Source organism: Bacillus sp. HMF5848, from assembly GCF_003944835.1.
Taxonomy (GTDB): Bacteria; Bacillota; Bacilli; order Bacillales; family HMF5848; genus HMF5848.
The window spans coordinates 2,681,051-2,699,934 of the sequence record NZ_RWIV01000001.1 but is presented as its reverse complement, the minus strand read 5'-3'; the positions used below and the strand labels follow the sequence as shown (position 1 = coordinate 2,699,934).

Annotated in this window: 22 protein-coding genes; 20 read left to right on the top strand and 2 right to left on the bottom strand. The window is 36.1% G+C overall.

All coding sequences use genetic code 11. From position 1 onward, the window contains the following. Nucleotides 1-16: 16 nt before the first annotated feature. From spoIIAA to lysA, 11 genes are all read left to right on the top strand, one after another. Nucleotides 17-367 (top strand): anti-sigma F factor antagonist, encoded by a 351-nt coding sequence (gene spoIIAA, locus EJF36_RS12955; protein ID WP_125906719.1) that lies wholly within the window; start codon nt 17-19, stop codon nt 365-367. Continuing rightward, nucleotides 367-807: an anti-sigma F factor gene (spoIIAB, locus tag EJF36_RS12950; RefSeq protein WP_125906718.1), complete on the top strand. Its 441-nt coding sequence runs from the start codon at nt 367-369 to the stop codon at nt 805-807. The genes spoIIAA and spoIIAB overlap by 1 nt, the downstream gene beginning before the upstream one ends. A gap of 12 nt (nt 808-819) precedes the next feature. Then, nucleotides 820-1,578 carry an RNA polymerase sporulation sigma factor SigF gene (gene sigF / locus EJF36_RS12945; protein WP_125906717.1) on the top strand — a complete coding sequence of 253 codons (759 nt, stop codon included), beginning with the start codon at nt 820-822 and terminating at the stop codon, nt 1,576-1,578. A 621-nt stretch (nt 1,579-2,199) separates the two neighbouring features. After that, nucleotides 2,200-2,820 (top strand): stage V sporulation protein AA, encoded by a 621-nt coding sequence (locus EJF36_RS12940; protein ID WP_125906716.1) that lies wholly within the window; start codon nt 2,200-2,202, stop codon nt 2,818-2,820. Then, complete coding sequence (locus EJF36_RS12935) at nt 2,807-3,232, top strand: stage V sporulation protein AB (protein ID WP_125906715.1); 426 nt, start codon at nt 2,807-2,809, stop codon at nt 3,230-3,232. The genes EJF36_RS12940 and EJF36_RS12935 overlap by 14 nt, the downstream gene beginning before the upstream one ends. 14 nt (nt 3,233-3,246) lie before the next feature. Continuing rightward, nucleotides 3,247-3,690: a SpoVA/SpoVAEb family sporulation membrane protein gene (locus EJF36_RS12930; protein WP_125906714.1), complete on the top strand. Its 444-nt coding sequence runs from the start codon at nt 3,247-3,249 to the stop codon at nt 3,688-3,690. A 50-nt stretch (nt 3,691-3,740) separates the two neighbouring features. Then, nucleotides 3,741-4,751, top strand: coding sequence for a stage V sporulation protein AD (gene spoVAD, locus EJF36_RS12925; protein ID WP_125906713.1), 1,011 nt, complete (start codon nt 3,741-3,743; stop codon nt 4,749-4,751). A 2-nt stretch (nt 4,752-4,753) separates the two neighbouring features. Next, nucleotides 4,754-5,101, top strand: coding sequence for a SpoVA/SpoVAEb family sporulation membrane protein (locus EJF36_RS12920; protein ID WP_185806906.1), 348 nt, complete (start codon nt 4,754-4,756; stop codon nt 5,099-5,101). A 13-nt stretch (nt 5,102-5,114) separates the two neighbouring features. Next, nucleotides 5,115-5,696, top strand: coding sequence for a stage V sporulation protein AE (locus EJF36_RS12915; RefSeq protein WP_125906711.1), 582 nt, complete (start codon nt 5,115-5,117; stop codon nt 5,694-5,696). Next, nucleotides 5,677-7,170, top strand: coding sequence for a spore germination protein (locus tag EJF36_RS12910; protein WP_125906710.1), 1,494 nt, complete (start codon nt 5,677-5,679; stop codon nt 7,168-7,170). The genes EJF36_RS12915 and EJF36_RS12910 overlap by 20 nt, the downstream gene beginning before the upstream one ends. Before the next feature lie 127 nt (nt 7,171-7,297). Then, entirely contained in the window at nt 7,298-8,614 is a 1,317-nt protein-coding gene (gene lysA / locus EJF36_RS12905) for a diaminopimelate decarboxylase (RefSeq protein ID WP_125906709.1), read from the top strand. A gap of 55 nt (nt 8,615-8,669) precedes the next feature. Here the strand turns inward: lysA and EJF36_RS12900 are convergent, their stop codons facing one another. After that, nucleotides 8,670-9,047: a hypothetical protein gene (locus EJF36_RS12900; protein WP_125906708.1), complete on the bottom strand. Its 378-nt coding sequence runs from the start codon at nt 9,045-9,047 to the stop codon at nt 8,670-8,672. A gap of 144 nt (nt 9,048-9,191) precedes the next feature. On the opposite strand from EJF36_RS12900, the gene EJF36_RS12895 reads away from it, so the two are divergent. The 9 genes from EJF36_RS12895 (at nt 9,192) to EJF36_RS12855 (ending at nt 17,374) form a co-directional block, all read left to right on the top strand. Next, a complete protein-coding gene (locus EJF36_RS12895) occupies nt 9,192-9,629 on the top strand; it encodes a peptidylprolyl isomerase (RefSeq protein WP_125906707.1) in 438 nt (145 codons plus the stop codon). 215 nt (nt 9,630-9,844) lie between these two features. Next, nucleotides 9,845-10,723, top strand: a complete 879-nt coding sequence (locus EJF36_RS12890; protein WP_125906706.1) for a cupin domain-containing protein — start codon at nt 9,845-9,847, stop codon at nt 10,721-10,723. 107 nt (nt 10,724-10,830) lie between these two features. Then, a complete protein-coding gene (locus EJF36_RS12885; protein ID WP_125906705.1) occupies nt 10,831-11,313 on the top strand; it encodes a DUF4825 domain-containing protein in 483 nt (160 codons plus the stop codon). Nucleotides 11,314-11,433: 120 nt separating this feature from the next. Beyond that, on the top strand, nt 11,434-12,498 hold the full coding sequence (locus EJF36_RS12880; protein WP_125906704.1) for a hypothetical protein: 1,065 nt from the start codon (nt 11,434-11,436) through the stop codon (nt 12,496-12,498). Between the two features lie 151 nt (nt 12,499-12,649). Further along, a complete protein-coding gene (locus EJF36_RS12875; protein WP_125906703.1) occupies nt 12,650-12,997 on the top strand; it encodes a PadR family transcriptional regulator in 348 nt (115 codons plus the stop codon). Then, nucleotides 12,994-13,956, top strand: coding sequence for an HAAS signaling domain-containing protein (locus tag EJF36_RS12870; protein ID WP_125906702.1), 963 nt, complete (start codon nt 12,994-12,996; stop codon nt 13,954-13,956). The genes EJF36_RS12875 and EJF36_RS12870 overlap by 4 nt, the downstream gene beginning before the upstream one ends. Nucleotides 13,957-14,486: 530 nt before the next feature. Then, nucleotides 14,487-15,002: an HD domain-containing protein gene (locus tag EJF36_RS12865; protein ID WP_125908378.1), complete on the top strand. Its 516-nt coding sequence runs from the start codon at nt 14,487-14,489 to the stop codon at nt 15,000-15,002. A gap of 238 nt (nt 15,003-15,240) precedes the next feature. Next, nucleotides 15,241-16,722, top strand: coding sequence for an RQC-minor-2 family DNA-binding protein (locus tag EJF36_RS12860; RefSeq protein ID WP_125906701.1), 1,482 nt, complete (start codon nt 15,241-15,243; stop codon nt 16,720-16,722). Nucleotides 16,723-16,792: 70 nt separating this feature from the next. Next, nucleotides 16,793-17,374, top strand: a complete 582-nt coding sequence (locus tag EJF36_RS12855) for a glutathione peroxidase (protein ID WP_125906700.1) — start codon at nt 16,793-16,795, stop codon at nt 17,372-17,374. Between the two features lie 266 nt (nt 17,375-17,640). On the opposite strand, the gene EJF36_RS22020 is transcribed toward EJF36_RS12855, so the two are convergent. Continuing rightward, nucleotides 17,641-18,807 (bottom strand): SEC-C metal-binding domain-containing protein, encoded by a 1,167-nt coding sequence (locus tag EJF36_RS22020; RefSeq protein ID WP_312028267.1) that lies wholly within the window; start codon nt 18,805-18,807, stop codon nt 17,641-17,643. Nucleotides 18,808-18,884: the final 77 nt, after the last annotated feature.

The following is an 18,884-nucleotide window of genomic DNA, read 5'->3' as shown; positions in this document are numbered from 1 at the left end:
CAAGGAGGAAGGTATAGTGAGTCTTGCTATTGAACTAGAGGTTTTTGATTCTGTTTTACTTATTCGACTTGCCGGAGAACTAGATCACCATACAGCAGAGAATTTACGAAGTCGAGTGACGGAAACAATTGAAGCGAAGAACATTCGCCATATTGTTTTAAATCTAGAAAAACTCACATTTATGGATAGCTCTGGTTTAGGAGTTATTCTCGGTCGCTATAAACAAATTAAACACACAGGGGGCGAGATGGTTGTTTGCTCAATTTCTCCAACTGTGAAGCGTCTATTTGAAATGTCAGGCTTATTCAAAATAATTTCTCTCGAGCAAAATGAACAAAACGCCCTCGAGAAATTGGGGGTGGCGTAATGAAAAACGAAATGCATATTCAATTTTCTGCATTAAGTCAAAATGAGTCTTTTGCAAGGGTGACAGTGGCAGCGTTTATCGCTCAACTTGATCCAACAATGGATGAATTGACAGAAATTAAAACAGTTGTTTCTGAAGCAGTAACCAACGCAATCATTCACGGGTATGACAACAATCCGGATGGTCTAGTGTTTATCTCTGTTACGCTTGAAGACAATGTTGTTAAATTATCCATTCGTGATGAGGGTATGGGTATTGAGAATGTTGATGAAGCTCGGCAGCCGTTGTTTACAACCAAACCAGAACTTGAACGTTCGGGTATGGGATTTACGATTATGGAAAATTTTATGGATGAAATTCAAGTAGAATCAACGCCGCAGCAAGGAACTATTGTACGATTAACAAAACATTTAACTAAAAGTAAAGCGCTATGCAATTAAGGAGACTTGCCGATGGATGTGGAAGTCAAGAACGAAAACAGCCAAACATATTTGAAGGACAATGAGGTCAAGGAACTTATTCAGCGGAGTCAGCAAGGAGACCAAGAAGCTAGAGACTTAATTGTACAAAAGAACATGCGATTAGTTTGGTCCGTCGTTCAACGCTTTTTGAATCGAGGTTATGAACCAGATGACTTGTTCCAAATTGGATGTATTGGACTTTTAAAGTCAGTCGATAAATTTGATTTGTCATTTGACGTTAAATTTTCAACATATGCCGTCCCCATGATTATCGGTGAAATTCAACGATTTATTCGTGATGATGGAACAGTAAAGGTTAGTCGCTCCTTAAAAGAAACAGGCAACAAGATTCGCAAAGCAAAAGATGTTTTGTCAAAACAGCTGGGGCGTGTTCCAACTATAAATGAGATTGCTGAATATCTTGAAATCTCGCCAGAGGATGTTGTGTTAGCACAGGATGCGAGTCGAACACCAACCTCTATACATGAAACAGTGTATGAGAATGATGGAGATCCAATTACACTTCTTGATCAAATTGCAGACCAAGGAGAAACAAAATGGTTTGATAAAATCGCTTTAAAAGAAGCCATTCGGGAGCTTGATGATCGTGAACGCTTAATTGTGTATTTACGATACTATAAAGATCAAACCCAATCCGAAGTGGCTGAACGACTTGGCATATCTCAAGTACAAGTGTCTCGTCTAGAAAAGAAAATTCTAATGCAAATGAAAGACCGTATGGGTGAATAAAACAAAAGAAGTTTGGTAATAATACCAAACTTCTTTTGTTTGTTATGCTTATAAATGATTCGAAATTCTCGAATAGTAGAAGGAAAAATGAACCTGAATTCTTGAAAAATGAGTTAGATTTCTTGAAAAAAGTTCCCAACTTCTTGAAAAGTTGGTTAAATTTCTTGAAAAGTAATGAATTCTTGAAAAATGAACCTGAATTCTTGAAAAATGAGTTAGATTTCTTGAAAAAAGTCCCCAACTTCTTGAATAGTGAATTAAATTTCTTGAAAAGTTGGTTAAATTTCTTGAAAAGTAATAAATTCTTGAAAAATGAACCTGAATTCTTGAAAAATGAAATTAAGCATAAGCCACAGTTTTTTCCGAACAACCCCAACTTGCGCAAGCTTCAGATTTTCACCCATACCAAACAAAATTAACCAAACTCCATAATCTCAACCATAATAGAGAAAGCGTTCCTACGAAGAAAGCTTAAGCCAATGACCTCTATGCAATCCAGTTTTAACACTCTCTCTTCCATTTGTGGTAATTGCTACCGTCTTCCGATTTGCAGAATGGTAAATGCCGCAAGTATCCATACTACACATACACACGGAAATTTTTGTGCGGGATGTGATATTGATGGGAAATACGGTATATATACGGATGCGAAATCGCATTGAGGTTCAGCCTAATGCCGTAATCACATTAGGGGATATTTCCAGAGTAGTAAGTTATCCTGATTTGGAGCTAGCGCTTAAAAACTTAGTATTATATCGCGTTAATATGACTGATAAAAATTTAATTGTTATAGATATAGCAAAAGTGATTGCAAAGGTACAGGAGTCATATCAAGATCTAGAAATTCAGCCGCTTGGCCCGAGTCAAACTATTATAGAAGTGCTTTATTCGAAAAATAAATATCAGCCTGCCTTTATCGTTTTTGTTTGGCTATTATTGTTTATTGGATCAGCCGTGGCAATAATGAATTTCCATGAAGATGTAAGTATGAAAGAAGTGCATCAAAAAATTTATACACTCATTACTGGTGAAAAAAATGAACATCCTTTAGTTTTACAAATCCCGTACTCGTTTGGTCTTGGTCTAGGAATGATCCTTTTTTTTAATCACTTAATACGTAAGCGTATTAATGAGGAACCTAGCCCTATGGAAGTTGAAATCTTTAATTACCAACAAGCAGTAGATCAATATGTCATGATGCATGAAAACAAAGAGAGTATGAAAAAAATTGACGACAATTAGTGTCGTTCTCACCATTGTAGTAGGGTTAGGAGCTGGGTTAGCTGTTGGATCGGGTTTTGTTGCCTTTTTAACTGTTCTTGGGATTATTCCTCGCCTTACACAACTAACAAAATCTTTCTCTTTTGTTCATATGTATGAGTGGGGTGTTGTATTTGGTGCTGTTCTGGGCACTGTAGCAAGTCTTCATTCACCGGAACTACATCTGTCTAAATTATGGCTCATTTTTATTGGCTTATTAGATGGGATATTCCTAGGTATGTTGGCAGCCGCTCTAACCGAAGTTTTAAATGTTTTACCTATTTTGGCAAAGCGAATAGGGATTGGGGATAAAATTCTCGTGTTAATCTTAGCAATTGTATTGGGGAAAATTGTTGGTTCTATGTTCCAATGGGTTGTGTTTGTCAAATTGTAATGAGGTGATGTTGTTTGGATGTCAAGCAGTTTCATGAAATAAGAAAGCAAACACAGCCAAAGAGTCCGTACCTTTCTAATAATATTCGAGCGTTTTTAATCGGAGGTATTTTATCAACAGTAGCGGCCGTCGCTAACAAGCTCTTCGTTCGTATTTTTTCAATCGATTCGTATACGGCAGGCCTACTCGTTTCTGTCATTTTTATTATCCTAGCAACTGCTATGACTGTATTAAATCTATATCAGAAGTTTGCACAAAATGCTGGGGCCACTTCTGTTATAACTTTTTTAGGATTAGCGAATGGTCTTGTTAGTACATCTATTGAATACAAGCTAAATGGCGGCATACATGGTTCCGCGACGCATATGATAAAGTTCATTAGTCACATGCTGGTGTTTGCTGTCGTTACAGCCTATTGTGTAGCCATAATAAAAGTTGTTTTGCTATTTTTTTTATAAGGTTATAACTTACTTAAATCTCCACCCACAAATTCAGAGGGGGTCTTCGGATTGTGAACAATACAAAGCATACGTGGAGATTCAAAAACCCAGTTTATCTACATGCTGCTGCCACTGTAACTGGCCCTAAGGAAAAGCAAGGTCCGTTAGGAAAGATGTTTGATAAATCGTACTCAGATATGTATTGTGATGAAGAAACTTTTGAAAAAGCTGAACGTCGATTATTATCTGACTCTATACAAATCGTTTGTAAGAAGAATAACACATCTATCAATAATATTGATCTATTGCTTGCGGGTGATTTAACACCACAGTTAGCATCATCACATTATACGGCTTACAAGCTTCCTGTTTCTTTTCTTGGAATGTATAGCGCATGTGCAACATTAACTTCAATTATTGCCACAGCAAGCGCCTTAATTAGTGGTAGCTTTATTTCAAATGCAATAACTGCTGTTAGTAGTCACAAGCGAACAGCTGACAAGTATTTTCGCAACCCTACACAACTTGGACAGCAAATACCCGATACAGCAACTTATACAGTTACTGGTGCCGGGGCTGCTTTTTTAAGCAACAAACCATCACTAATTACTGTGACCGCTGCAACGATCGGCAAGGTAATTAATACAGAAATGAATGATCCTTTTAATATGGGAGAAGCAATGGCAATCGCTGCTTCATCCACCATATCACAGCATTTACATGATATGAAAGAAACGGTAAAAGATTATGACTTAATTATTACAGGAGATTTATCAACGTATGGTAATAAGCTAGTACAAATTCTTTTGAATAAAGAGGGAATTGACCTAGGTTCCTCCTACAATGATTGTGGATTAATGATTTTCGAGCCAAATCAAGATGTTTTTGCAGGAGGAAGCGGGGCTGCCTGTTGTGCGCTAGTTACATTCACATATGTCATCCATGAGCTTTTACAAAAAAGATTAAAACGGGTGCTACTCGTTGCCACGGGAGCTTTACACTCTCCTAGTATGTTAGAGCAAGGAGATTTCATTCCTGTTATCGCTCATGGTGTCGTACTTGAAGCAAATGAGGGATGAGTATGACTTATATTATTACGTTTATAGTTGGTGGACTTCTAAGCTTAAGTTGTCAGATATTACTAGATTATGTTAAATGGAAACCTACAAATGTTATGACTATAGTCGTTTTATTTGGAATTTTATTAGAGGCTGTTCATCTATATGAACCCATTTATCAATATTCAAATGGGATGTTGTCCGTTTTTTTAATACATGTTGGTTATACTTTAATGAATGGTATCGAGCAGCAGCTACTCAATCAACCGTTTATTTCCATGGTAGGCTTGTTTAGCCTACATATACCTCAGATTATGGTAGCTTTAATAATCGCATTTTTTACTAGTGTGTGGTTTTCGCCAAAAGGGTAGGTGATTAATCTAAATGAATACTATACGCGAAATCATTATTGTGACAGACGGAGATGAATATGCTACTAGAGCTGTCGAAGTAGCAGCTAAAGAAATTGGAGGCCGATGTATCTCTAATTCTCAAGGCAATCCGACTATCCTATCAGGACCAGCGATTGTAGAGTTGATTTTACAAACACCTAACGATCCTGTTCTTGTTATGTTTGATGACAGTGGTTATATCGGTGAAGGAGCAGGAGAGCGAGCGATGAAGTACGTTGTGAATCATCCTAATATCCATTTGCTAGGCATTATTGCAGTTGCAGCTAAAACCCATCAATCAGAATGGACAAAGGTTAATGTAAGTATAGATCGTTATGGGAATTTAACAGAATATGGAGTAGATAAATTTGGTGTACCTGATATAGAAATTGGCAGAATAAATGGTGATACGGTGTATTGTGTAGATCAATTAAATGCTCCGATTATAGTGGGGATTGGAGATATAGGAAAAATGGCGAAGCTAGATGACGCCAAAAAAGGAGCACCCATTACAAAGCAAGCGATACAGCTCATCCTAGAAAGGAGTGCGAGATATGGCAAAAAAAGAAAATAAGACACCAATATTTGAATCGTCAAAACGAAATCATGAATTTCTTGCAAATAAAATTGGTGTAGGAAAAAGCTTTGACATTGGTGTTCGTAAGCTGCATATTTACGATAATGAGTTAGATATATATTTTGTAACAGGATTGTGTGATACTAGCTTTATCATGCAGCTTATGCGTGAGTTACTTATGATCGAAAATAGCGAACATAACGGTGAAATTGATACGAAATTCATCAATGTTATTAAAAATCATATGCCTCATCAACAGGTTGATGATGTTAAAAATCTAGATGAGGCAGTTGATAAACTCTTATCTGGCTTAATAGTTGTTCTTGTTAGTGGTAAATCGCAAGGATTCACGGTTGATGTCCGTAGTTATCCAGGTAGATCACCGCAGGAACCAGATACGGAAAAGGTTATTCGCGGAGCACGTGATGGCTACACAGAAAACATTGTTGTAAATACAGCGCTAACAAGACGACGTATTCGTGATGAACGTTTGCGCAATGAAGTTATGCAGGTTGGTGAGCGGTCGAAAACAGATGTTTGTATTTCGTATATACAAGATGTTGCGAATCCAAAGCTTGTTGAGCTTATTAAAAATGAAATTAGTATGATTGATATTGATGGGTTAACGATGGCTGATAAATCAGTCGAGGAATTCATGGTGAAACAAGGATATAACCCTTACCCACTTGTTCGCTACACAGAAAGACCTGATGTAGCGGCTACACACTTGTTAGAGGGGCATGTACTTGTAATGGTAGATACTTCACCAAGTGTCATCATAACACCAACTACATTTTTTCATCATGTACAGCATGCTGAAGAATATCGTCAATCACCTGCAATCGGTACGTTTATTCGTTGGGTTCGATTTATTGGCATAATAGCCTCAATTTATTTAATGCCATTATGGCTATTATTTGTATTAGAACCCTCTTTGTTACCAGAACCGTTGTCATTTATTGGCCCAAAAGAAGAGACTAATATCCCTGTTGTTTTGCAAATTATCTTGGCTGATATTGGTATTGAGTTTTTACGGATGGCTGCCATACATACGCCAACTCCCTTATCAACAGCAATGGGTTTGATAGCTGCGGTATTAATAGGGCAAATTGCCATTGATGTTGGTTTATTCGTACCAGAGGTTATTTTATATATAGCTGTAGCAGCAATAGGGTCTTTTGCCACACCAAGCTATGAATTAAGTATCGCTAATAAGATTGCAAGGTTAACGCTACTTATTGCCGTCAGTCTGTTTAAAGTACCTGGATTTGTTATTGGCTCGACATTATATGTGTTGTTTTTAGTACAAATTCGCTCACTCAATACACCATATTTATGGCCTTTTATCCCTTTTAGCCCAGGTGAGTTCTTGCAAATTATAATTCGTCGTGCTGTACCTGGAGCAAAGCTTCGCCCAAGTATTGTGCATCCACAGAACAGAAGGCGCCAGTCTAGTAAATCGAATGGATGAATTCTTGAACAAACAAGTGTATTATGGTAATGTAAGATATTAATTAGACGCGAAGGCAGAGTCGCTATCTCTGTCTTCTTTTTATAGGAAAATATGGGCTGATCTTGCTGAAACGAGGGGTTTTAATATGTATTTATATGGTACAAGTCAAATAAATTCAGACGGACATTTGCTAATAGGTGGTGTAAATACAACAGTTCTCGCAGAACAATATGGAACACCATTATATGTATATGATGTAGCTCTTATACGTGAGCGTGCACGCGCTTTCAAGGACACTTTCGCTTCTTTAGATGTCAAAGCTCAGGTTGCCTATGCAAGTAAGGCTTTTTCATCGGTAGCAATGTTTCAGCTAGCTAATGAAGAAGGCTTATCACTTGATGTTGTTTCTGGTGGGGAGTTATATACAGCTCTCGCTGCAGAGTTTCCAACAGAAAAAATTCATTTCCACGGTAATAATAAAAGCTATCATGAACTAACCGAAGCAGTAAAGCAACGTATAGGATGTGTCGTAGTTGATAATTTTCATGAATTGACGATGCTTGAGGAAATTTGTGAAAAACAAAGAGCAACAATGGCAATACTTTTACGTGTAACCCCTGGTATTGAAGCGCATACGCATGACTATATCTTAACAGGACAGGAAGATTCAAAGTTTGGCTTTGATTTACAAAATGGACAAGCGGAAAAAGCTTTAAGTAGGGCTATCAAGTCATCTCATCTTAACCTTTTAGGATTACATTGCCATATAGGCTCTCAAATTTTCGAAACGACCGGCTTTGTGCTAGCAGCTAAAAAAATAATTGAGAAACTAAGTATGTGGCGTGACAAATACGATTTTACTCCGACAGTATTAAACTTAGGTGGGGGCTTTGGCATTCGATATACGAGCGAGGATGACCCAATTCCAGTTTCGGACTATGTAAAAGAATTAGTAAGTGTCGTAAAAGAAGAAATTGGTAAATATAGTTTACCGTTTCCGGAATTATGGATTGAGCCAGGCCGTTCATTAGTTGGAGATGCGGGCACGACTTTATATACAATTGGTTCACACAAAGATGTACCTAACGTTCGTAAGTATGTGGCCGTTGACGGTGGGATGAGCGACAACATCCGCCCTGCGCTATATGAAGCAAAATATGAGGCAGCTGTCGCAAATCGTATGAATGAAACGGAAAGAGAACTTGTCTCGATAGCTGGAAAGTGTTGTGAATCGGGTGATATGCTAATTTGGGATGCTTCTTTACCTAGCATGGAAGCGGGCGATATTCTGGCGATTTTTTGTACTGGTGCATACGGTTACTCAATGGCCAACAACTACAATCGTATAACTCGTCCAGCAGTTGTTTTTGTAGAAGATGGTGAAACGCAACTTGTTATTAAGCGTGAAAGCTATGAGGATATAATACGTTTAGATATACCGTTACAATCAAAAGTTAAATGATAGCAGAGAAAGACCGAGGAAATGTTTTCTCGGTCTTTTAAAATGCTTTAAAAAACTATTCAAACAAGGAAAAGATCATAGCGAAGAACGCTTCGATAAAGTTCTCTAGCTTAGCTAGAAAGTTTTGGCCTTTCTCAGATTGAATAAACTCTTCTACTTTATTGGCAAAGGTTACAATATGCTCTTGTAGCTGTTCTTCATCTATGTCAATGTTAGGGACCTGTGTATCTTCCGAATTAAAAGGATTTTCCTCTTGTCCATATGTGGACATAATATCATCTAGACTTGTATTTTCTAGATTATATGAAGATGCGTTGTTCAGTTCAACCTGCTGATGACTTCCAGTGATGTTATTTTCTCCTTTCACTGGCGCCTCTATTTGAAACAAGCTCACAATTCCAAATAATATCATTAAACGAATCATTAGCCTCACTTTATTTTGCCTCCTAAACATGATGCTATTACTATCAGCTTTGACAATTTTTAAAAAATCAAACATACAGTGTGTTCAATATTTTTCTTTTTGTGAAGTTTATCGTATAATCGAAAAGTACATAAAAGGAAAGGAGTATTACATATGAGCAAATATGCTGTTATTGATTTAGAAAAAGGCGGTTCAGTCAAAATAGAACTATTCCAAAATGAGGCACCCGGTACAGTAGAAAACTTTGAAAAGTTAATTAAAGAAGGCTTTTACAATGGCTTATCTTTCCATCGAGTGATTCCTGGATTCGTGGCTCAAGGGGGATGTCCTGAAGGTCGCGGGACTGGTGGTCCTGGCTATACAATTAAGTGTGAAACGGCAGGTAATCCGCACAAACATGAGCGTGGTTCACTTTCTATGGCGCATGCTGGAAAAGATACAGGTGGTTCGCAATTCTTTATCGTTTATGAGCCACAGCCTCATTTAAACGGTGTTCACACTGTTTTCGGAAAAGTAGTTGACGGTATGGAATACGTTGACGACATTCAACAAGGTGACAAAATGAAAGAAGTTACAATCGTAGAAGAATAAAACGCCAAACAACTCGTAGTTAACTGCGGGTTGTTTTTTGATATATAATCTATCTACATTTAGGAGTAAGGGCAGTTCATGATACCAACAATTAGTCCATATTTCTTGATGCTTCATAGAATTTAAGAGATTTTTCAAAGTTTTAATATAAATCGAACACTCCTTAGACATTTGCATATTATAACCCTGTAAAATCATGAAGGGAATGAGAAAAAATGTATAATGTTCCTCAATCGTATCCGTATTTGAATTCTCCGGTATTCAATCCTAATGTTCGCTCAACAGACCAACAATTATTTGAGTCATTACAATCAGCTATTAATCGAGAAGCTTCAGCAATCGATTTTTACAGTCGCTTAGCGAATAGTGCACCAAATCAACATCATAAAAATGATATTTACTATACGTTAGAATGTAAAAGATTTAATTTACAACAATTTGCAGAACAATACATGACATTGACGGGCATACAGCCGATGTACCAAATTAACAATATTTCGTTTCGTACCTATCAAGATGGATTACAAAAGGCCTATGATTTAGAAACAGAAGGTTATGAAGAATATCAAAAAGGCTCGTTGCTAACACAACACCCAACTGTAAGACAAGTGTTTTTACAAGCAGCTAATTTAGAACAAGATAATGCTAGACGATTAGAATCGTTAAATAATGAAAGTATGAATGAATTGAATGATTTTGGCACACAGCCGTATGTAGTGGATATTGAGAAAGCTACAAAGAAAAACACAAATTATCGTACCGCTATCTGGACAGGAGAACACTTTCAGGTAACACTAATGAGTATTGATGTCGGTAGTGATATTGGGTTAGAAGTTCATCCGAATACTGATCAATTTTTACGATTAGAGCAAGGACAAGGACTTGTACGTATGGGGGATAGCAAAGATAATTTAGATTTTGAACGAAAAGTATCTGATGATTTCGCAGTTATGGTACCTGCAGGTAAATGGCATAACATTGTAAATACAGGGGATAAACCTTTAAAACTATATGTTATCTATGCACCGCCTGAGCACCCATTCGGTACTGTTCATAAAACAAAAGAAGATGCTATGGAAGCTGAAGGAAATTAATATGTAATCTAAAATAAGGATGTGAGGAAGCAAATGCTTTTTCTATCCTTATTTTGTTTTTGGATGTTATATTTGTGGTAAAGTGTTTATACAAAGGAGGAATTCTTGTGAGGATATTTTTTCAAATTTTTTGCTATACTTTTTTAATACTTTTATTTTTAAATGGATGTAGTTCTAGTTCGGCGAATGAAGATATTTTTCAATATAAAGGTACATATGTCGGAAATAACAGTTCAATTGGGAATATAGTAGAACGGCTTCCTAATGCAAACTATTTTAAAGGCTTTGCACTTAAAACGGAAAAAGAACCTTACGGAATTATGTTGAACTATGACGGCATAAATGAGGATACAAAGATTAAAGAAACGGTAATCTATAATGCTACTTTTATATTTACCTTAGTACAAAATGTAGATTGGATTGCATTTGATTTTAATGGTCAAACATTTACACTAACGAAAAAAGACTTAGAGGATTGGTATGATGAGAAATTAAGTAGATTTACAAGTGAAGCTGACTTAACAAAGCTTACACAAAAGTTTTTGGAGGATGAAATTAAAACGAATCAGTTATTAACAAAGACTTCATAATAGTACCCTATCAGAAAGAAAACTAAGCCAACTAATTGTAATTCCTGCTAGTTAAACTTTTTAAGCAGGATTTTTTTATGCTGAAGTTGAAGTTATGTATATGGGGAGGTGACGTTGTTTTTGATTTTTGAAGAATTGATAAAAGAAGAAGTGATAAATCAAGATCATATTATTCAATTAAAAAATTCAATCAACGTTAAATATCCACATGACACACCAAAACAAAAAGCGCGTATATTGGCTAAAGAAGTTTTCAACATAATAGAAAATGCTTTGCCGAATTATTCAAATGAAACTAAAAAGAGCGTAAGGCACTTTCTTTTACAACAAAATCTTGTCTCTCATACATTGACTATTACGTTAAACGACATTGTTGATGCATCTTTTCAAGTGGTCGAAGATAATGAAGTTCTTAAGGAATTGCCTTTGTGGTTAGAAACTAAAAGTGATTTTGATTTAGATGATATTGAGCAGTTTGTATCAGCGCAGCTAGAAATCCGATCAAACGAACGTGAGGTGGCTGCTTCGGCAACTTCCAATGCTCTCACTCAAACTGTACAAGCCATGCCTAAGGAAGAGTTTCCGTCAGTAAAGAATTCCTATGTCATCGCAGCCATTATTTGTTTTTTAATTGCTATTCCTCTTCTCCAGACTATTGATATGCAGGACAGTGAGGTTCCACAAACCATTAGTACAGAGGTAACGGAAGTGAAAAACGTAGTTGAAGAAGAAGTCAGATTAAATAATGCGTTACCTAACAAGCTTCAGTATCAGCCAATTAACGAAGATAAACTTAGAGCATTTCTGGATGGTCGTGACTCATTATTAGGAGAAGAACCTTATTTTTCTACTATTATAGCAGTAGCAGATGAGTTTAATATTCATCCATTATTATTGTTTGCAATAACAGGGCAAGAACAAGCCTTTGTGCCAAAGTCTCATGAACGAGCAGCTGAGATTGCTAACAATCCTTTTAACGTGTTTCACAGCTGGCAGGACTTTAATACGAATATTAAAGAATCAACAGAAATAGCAGCGAGAACCATTGTAAACTTAAGTGAAGATCGACCAGCAGATGTTGATCCCATCAAGTGGATTAACCGTAAATACGCAGAAGATCCGAACTGGTGGATAGGAGTATCTTCTATCTACGAAATGTTAGAGCGTAAAGTGAAAGAAGGCTAGAATTATAAATGTGTTAAATCATTGATACCTGTTAGACATGCAGGTATTTTTTTATGTCTATAAAATAATATAAAATATTGTTAATTAATCAATGTTATATTATTTACATTAGTGTGTGTCGTACAGTATAATGAGTGTAGGAGGTGAGTTAATGACAGAAAAAGATAAGGTGATAGACAACTTGCTACAGGAATTAAAGAGAGGAACGCTTGTACTTAGTGTCTTACTGAACACAAATGAGGCAACGTATGGCTATTCACTAGTACAAAATTTGCAGCAGCGTGGTATTGATATTGAACAAAATACTCTATATCCTCTCCTCCGACGATTAGAGAAACAAGGACTACTAATCAGTACGTGGGATACGTCGGAAACACGTCCAAGAAAATATTACCAAATCAGTACGATGGGTGAAGAAGTGCTTCATCAGTTGTCAATAGAGTGGAAAAAAACAAATGACATTATTCAAGGTATGTTACCTAAGGAGGATTTGACATGAAATTAATAGAGCAGTATTTATATGTAATTGAGCAAAATCTTCCTTATAAAGGAAGAGAAGATATTATTTCGGAGTTAAGATCTCTGATTCTTGATGAGATTGAAGAGAAGTATGGACCTGAGCCCACCGAGGAACAAGTGGAGAAAGCGATACAGGCATATGGGTCACCACGTGAGGTAGCAAATCGTTATAGAAATGGGCATGTAGTTATTGGTTCTAGTTACACCGACCTATTCTTTTTTATCAACAAAATAATATTGCTATCTTTAACTATAGCCTTTTCAGTTGTATTCACCATAGAACTATTCTCAACAGCACACACCACAAATGAATTCTTTATAAGACTAGTTAATGTCCCACTACAAATTCTCACAGCAGCGTTAAGTGCAATCGGAATGCAAACAATAGTTTTTATACTAATAACTAGATACTTTGGTGAACAACAGATGAACTTTGAGGAAAACTGGTCACCAAAAAAGTTGAAAGATATAGAGATTGGACCTAAACCTAATTCAAAGCTTGAAAGTATTTTATCTATTATTTTCATTTCTGTAGCAATTGTGGTACTCAATGCAGCACCAGAAATTATTCTTTTGTTAGAAAGTAGTTTTCAATTAAGCGGCATAACATTAACTCATACGATTAATGTGAATGTTCTTAAAGGGTATATTCTGTTCATAAGTGCAGTATGGTTAGCAGAGATAATGTATCATATAGTGAACTTATTAGTAGGAGTAAAAACAAAGAAAATTGCTTTGTACGAACTGATAGTTAAAGCAGCGACATTGATTTTAGCTGTCATTATTATTACGGATACCAACTTATATGTCGGTACAACATCCCTCTTAGGTATCAGAGCAATCTTTGTATTAATAGCCATCTTAGCATTAATAGAAGTTGTTTCCAAAACAATGAAATTTATAAAGTACTACCTTTTAAAAAGCTATTCTTCCCGTTAAGAATAGTTTTTTTACTTTATTTATCTGTGCGCAAATAGCTATCTAAGTCTAGGCGACAGCGAGTCATACACTAAGTTGCTTCTCTATTTGACTTACGAATAGTATTCAAGTTGACATCGACGGCGCGTATGCTGCATGTGGAGAGATTGATCCAATTATATGTCAAATTAATGAACATCGACACAAAAGTGGTAGAAATTCGACACGAGACCTGTAGAACATCGACACAGAAAGTTAGAAACTAAAAACTGGAACGTCCCAACGCAGTAATACCCAATCAAGAGATCATTAAAACCCACAAGGATAAAGACTGTTAGAAAATGTTTTAGTTTTTTTATATACGTGCTACATCACCTTTCAAAGGATTTTATTTACGTTTAAAAAGTTACTATGTATGCAAAGTATATTCTCGATAGAAAAAAATGAGGAAAAAGTTATGTTCTTTACTTGATGACTTCTATTTAATATGTTAATATTCTAAAAATTCAACCTTTTAGGAGTGAGATGAAGTGAAGAGATATGTAACATTAATGGATATATATAATCATCGCATCGCGCAGAAATATCTATCTCGTTCAGGTCTTGCTCATGCCATCGCTTGTGCTTACCACGCCTTTAAGTTGGCTAAACAAGAAAATGTATCCGTAGACCTTGCTACAAAAGCTGCATTACTTCATGATATGGGACATTACACATGGTATAAGAACGGAAAATGGGACTATGATTTATACAAGCAAAATGATATTCATGCGATTAAAGGCGCCGAACGTGCACATAAATTATTAATACGTCTAGGCGAAAATCCGCAGTTTGCAAAGGATATTGCATTCGCGATATTATTTCATACAGACTCATATATAAAAAATAGTTTCATAAAACGTACACCTCTTCAAGAAATAACAAAGCTTGCTGATGAAATGGATGAAGAAGAAGGTGGGTTACATCATTATCGTAAAATTGAAAATGATAAGGCGTTAAAAATGATTAGAAAATTAGACCAATTGGTTGAAGAAGACATGCAAGATACCACTCTAAATGAAACATAAAGCAAAAGAAATAAGACAGCGTTTCTACAAAAAGTAGAGACGTTTTTTCTTTATAGAACTTCCTGAGAAAAAAACTGTCTTCATTATATGTGGGAATATCAGTGACTGTTTGTTAACTAAGGTGTATATTGTGTTAATCTGCAATGACCCTCAGTATTTTGATAATGGTAGCACATTGTAATTTGGTTCTAAACTCTATTCAATCGTATAATGATAGCTACTTAAGAGGTGAAATAATATGACTATACCGAAACAATTATCTTATACATTTGATCCGTATTCGGCCCTTGTTTTTGTACCTGTTGGTAGGCGGTTTAAAGATATCCGCTCTATCGGGCATAAAGAAGAAAGAGCCACTCTGTCACGTATACAGGAAGCTGTCGCAAATGAGTTTTCTGCTCGGTCTAAAGCCGAGCTAAGGATTCTACAGCATTTCATGCAAACTAACGAACCGTATATTCCTGTTCCGATATACAAACAAGAATACTTGTATCCCATGCTAATTAAGCCAGAAATGTTCTTGTGGAAAAAACATTCTCTGCAACGGGGAATACCTATACAATCAGAGCTCTTTTATAAAAAGGAAATAAAGAGCTTATCAGCAGAACAATTAACGAAGCATGTTCATGACGTCGTTGAAGATTACCTGTTTTGCTCACAGCTATCTGAACATCCGCGTCACGATTGGCTAGCTTTTATAAACAATGCATACGTGGAACATCCATTTATTAAACTAGCAGCATCGAAGGAAAATGTTATACAAGCAGTCGAAGCGATGAATAAGTCTTCCATACTTGCTAGTTTAAAGTACCCAGACGATATTGCTTACTGGCGTCACCGAGTTGAAATAGTCCTGCGTCCATATCGGGAAATACCGTTCGATTGGCAGTGGCAAGGTGTGTGCTTACATGAAAAAGAGTTAGTAATACATGCTAAGACAAGAAAACTTACATGTACATGTCACATTTGTAAATACCATATTGATTATGTAGTTGATGATAACTATGTTGTGTTGCCTAATGAGGTTGATTTGGATCAAGCTATAAAAAGAATAGCAACGATAGAGAGTCAATTTAATGACATAGCATCGAAAAACGAACGCTTACTCAAAACACTTTTGTTATTACAAGACATAAAAATAAAGCTTCGTAATCATACAGACATTATTGATGAAATTGTTACTCTTAAAAAGAGTATAAATAAATTAGATATACCAATGCATCCCTTGTTGGATTGTTACAAAGCAATTAAAATAGTGGCTTTTCCGAAACAACAACATGAATCAAAGTTGCTGTGGTTATCTCAAGTTCATATACCTGATATAACGATTTTAAAGAAAGTTGAAGAATGGCACAAATTATTGTCATTTGATATGACAGATGAGCTGGAGAGCATGCGAGTTCAGTTGCAAAAGCTTAAAGCTGAGAATGAACCTAGACCTACCGATATAATAATTCAAATTAAAAACTACTCAATGACCCTTGATGAAATACAGCGAATTATAGTGTTTCTACAAAACTATCATCAAGAAATGTCGCTACATTTGTTCACGCAAGTATTAAAGGGAGAGACAACTAACAAAATTAGAGGTCTTGGCTTACATAATCAATCTGTTTTCGGTTTATTAGCCGATTGGCCGGTTAAGTATGTGACAAAAGCTATTATGGAGATGGAGAAAGATGACTATATAAAAAAGCAAAACAAAGGCTATATTGCATAAGTTTAAATCAAGCTTGTAATGGATATAAAGTGATGGGAGAGCACAACTTTGAGTAGAGGAGTGCAATGTAATGAAAAATGCACGACTATATTTTTATATAGCTTTTAGTTTTCTTGTTATTGTAACGTCATGTGGAGTGAAAGATAAGGAGGTTGTTAAAGTGAGTGCGGATACACCGTTTTATAGTTATAGCGTAAAAACAGTAGATGGGATTGAAAAAAGTTTATCTGAGTTTAAGGGAAACGTCCTTGTTATCGTAAATACAGCGTCTAAATGTGGATATACACCTCAATATGAGGAATTGCAGACGCTTTATGAAACTTATAATAAAGATGGTCTCGAGGTTTTGGCTTTCCCGTCAAATGATTACGGAGCACAAGAGCCAGGCACCAATGCAGAAATTAAAGAATTCTGCCAGGTGAATTATGGTGTGACGTTCCCTATCTTTGAAAAAATTTATACAAGGGGAGATAGTATTCATCCTTTGTATGCATGGTTAACGAAAAATGCTGAACCAAAAGGGGAGATTAGCTGGAACTTTGAAAAGTTTGTTATAGATCAAAATGGAGAAATAGTGGCTCGTTATAAAAGTAACGTGTCTCCAATGAATAGCGAGTTAGAAGAAACAGTGAAGAGTTTATTAAATAACTAATAATATCACTGGTCTCACGAGTGTGTGAAACCAGTGGTGTATGTGAGAGAGTTTCAATTTATTACTTAGATTAGTGTTTAGCTATAGCGTCTAACCAGTTTTTCATCTGTGAATAATCTTCCTTGAGTATCTTGTGAAAAACATGATATGAAATATGATGCTTTTCACAGCTCGAGGTCTTAAGCCGTCACCCTCTGGAGGGAGGCCCTTCCTGCGGGGGACGTCTTAAGCTGGGCGGGATTAAGCAAGGCGCTTGCGCGTTTCTATTATGCGCCACAGCATTTTTTATACTTTTTACCGCTACCACAAGGACAAGGCTCGTTACGTCCAACTTTTTCTGTGCTTATAAGATTTTGAGTCATTTCTTTTTCCATTTGCTCTATACGAGCATCTAATTCAATTAATGCTTGCTTCCATTCTGACATTTTAGGGTGAGGAGTGGTGGTAATAGTGCAACACGCATATATAGATTCCTCTAGTTCAAGTAAGGTTTCGTCATATCCAGCCTCGACCATGGCAGCAACCTTCGGGATGGCAGCCGTTGAAAGCTGGCGACAAAGTCCATCGGCGATTAATGTTTTAAAAGTTATATCTTTAGCTTGCTCAAATAAGCGGAGCAATACTTGTTCTGCCGTCTTCGTTTTAATGTTTGCTAATACATCAATCGCATAGAGAAATGTATTCTTAGTCGTTTCAAGAGCAATCTTTTCAAGCTCTAACACAGCTTGGTCAGTTCCTATTTTCACAAGAGCATCACATGCCTCTTCACGAAGAATATCATGTTCCTCATTGGCTAATAACGCAACAATCATCGGAGTTAATTCTTCAATCTTTAGTTTTCCTGCTATGTACACACCGTAAATGGCTGTAAATGAAATTTGTCCCTCATTTAAATCATTTTGAATCATAGACCTTACTTCAACTATATCCAGTTCGTTTCGATTGATAAGTTCTTGAACAATTCGCTTTCCGGTAGAGAATAAACCTACTTCGAATTGCTCGGCTCTGTCTAAGTCAGCGATAATACCACCGAACTCCGTAAAAAGGTCTTCTATGTCCAAAGTTTGTAAGCTTATAAAGTAGTCAAGTACATCTTGATTAATAAATTCCTTAACATCATTATGAAAAAGTTGTAGTAAAGAGGTTGGACACTCTAGTAGGATCGAGTAGTAAAATGGATAGTTATCGTCTTTCATTTTCATCCTAATGATTAGCTCTGCTACAACTTCTTTTGAAAAAGGATACGTCCTGGTGTAAGGTAGTACCGGATTAATATTAGGGTTCGGTTTTAGTTTATCTGTCGCTTCAAATGCCATAAAAAATGTTGAAGGATTGGCAAGTAAACTATTATCAATAGCATGCAATGCAAAGTCGCGAATATGTTTATCTTCACTTAGTATAAACGGAGAAATTTTTTCAAGAAAATCAGTCATAATAAAGTCCTCTCTATAATAGTTCTTACTTCATTGTAGGCAAAATAAGTAGAAAATAAAAGATTAATGGATAGAAA

Coding starts and splice junctions, on each gene's coding strand:
- EJF36_RS12855 (WP_125906700.1), top strand. CDS start 16,793: ATGAAAAATGCACGACTATATTTTTATATAGCTTTTAGTTTTCTTGTT.
- EJF36_RS12895 (WP_125906707.1), top strand. CDS start 9,192: ATGAGCAAATATGCTGTTATTGATTTAGAAAAAGGCGGTTCAGTCAAA.
- sigF (WP_125906717.1), top strand. CDS start 820: ATGGATGTGGAAGTCAAGAACGAAAACAGCCAAACATATTTGAAGGAC.
- EJF36_RS12860 (WP_125906701.1), top strand. CDS start 15,241: ATGACTATACCGAAACAATTATCTTATACATTTGATCCGTATTCGGCC.
- spoIIAB (WP_125906718.1), top strand. CDS start 367: ATGAAAAACGAAATGCATATTCAATTTTCTGCATTAAGTCAAAATGAG.
- EJF36_RS12910 (WP_125906710.1), top strand. CDS start 5,677: ATGGCAAAAAAAGAAAATAAGACACCAATATTTGAATCGTCAAAACGA.
- EJF36_RS12875 (WP_125906703.1), top strand. CDS start 12,650: ATGACAGAAAAAGATAAGGTGATAGACAACTTGCTACAGGAATTAAAG.
- EJF36_RS12920 (WP_185806906.1), top strand. CDS start 4,754: ATGACTTATATTATTACGTTTATAGTTGGTGGACTTCTAAGCTTAAGT.
- EJF36_RS12940 (WP_125906716.1), top strand. CDS start 2,200: ATGGGAAATACGGTATATATACGGATGCGAAATCGCATTGAGGTTCAG.
- EJF36_RS12915 (WP_125906711.1), top strand. CDS start 5,115: ATGAATACTATACGCGAAATCATTATTGTGACAGACGGAGATGAATAT.
- EJF36_RS12870 (WP_125906702.1), top strand. CDS start 12,994: ATGAAATTAATAGAGCAGTATTTATATGTAATTGAGCAAAATCTTCCT.
- EJF36_RS12890 (WP_125906706.1), top strand. CDS start 9,845: ATGTATAATGTTCCTCAATCGTATCCGTATTTGAATTCTCCGGTATTC.
- EJF36_RS22020 (WP_312028267.1), bottom strand. CDS start 18,807: ATGACTGATTTTCTTGAAAAAATTTCTCCGTTTATACTAAGTGAAGAT.
- lysA (WP_125906709.1), top strand. CDS start 7,298: ATGTATTTATATGGTACAAGTCAAATAAATTCAGACGGACATTTGCTA.
- EJF36_RS12865 (WP_125908378.1), top strand. CDS start 14,487: ATGGATATATATAATCATCGCATCGCGCAGAAATATCTATCTCGTTCA.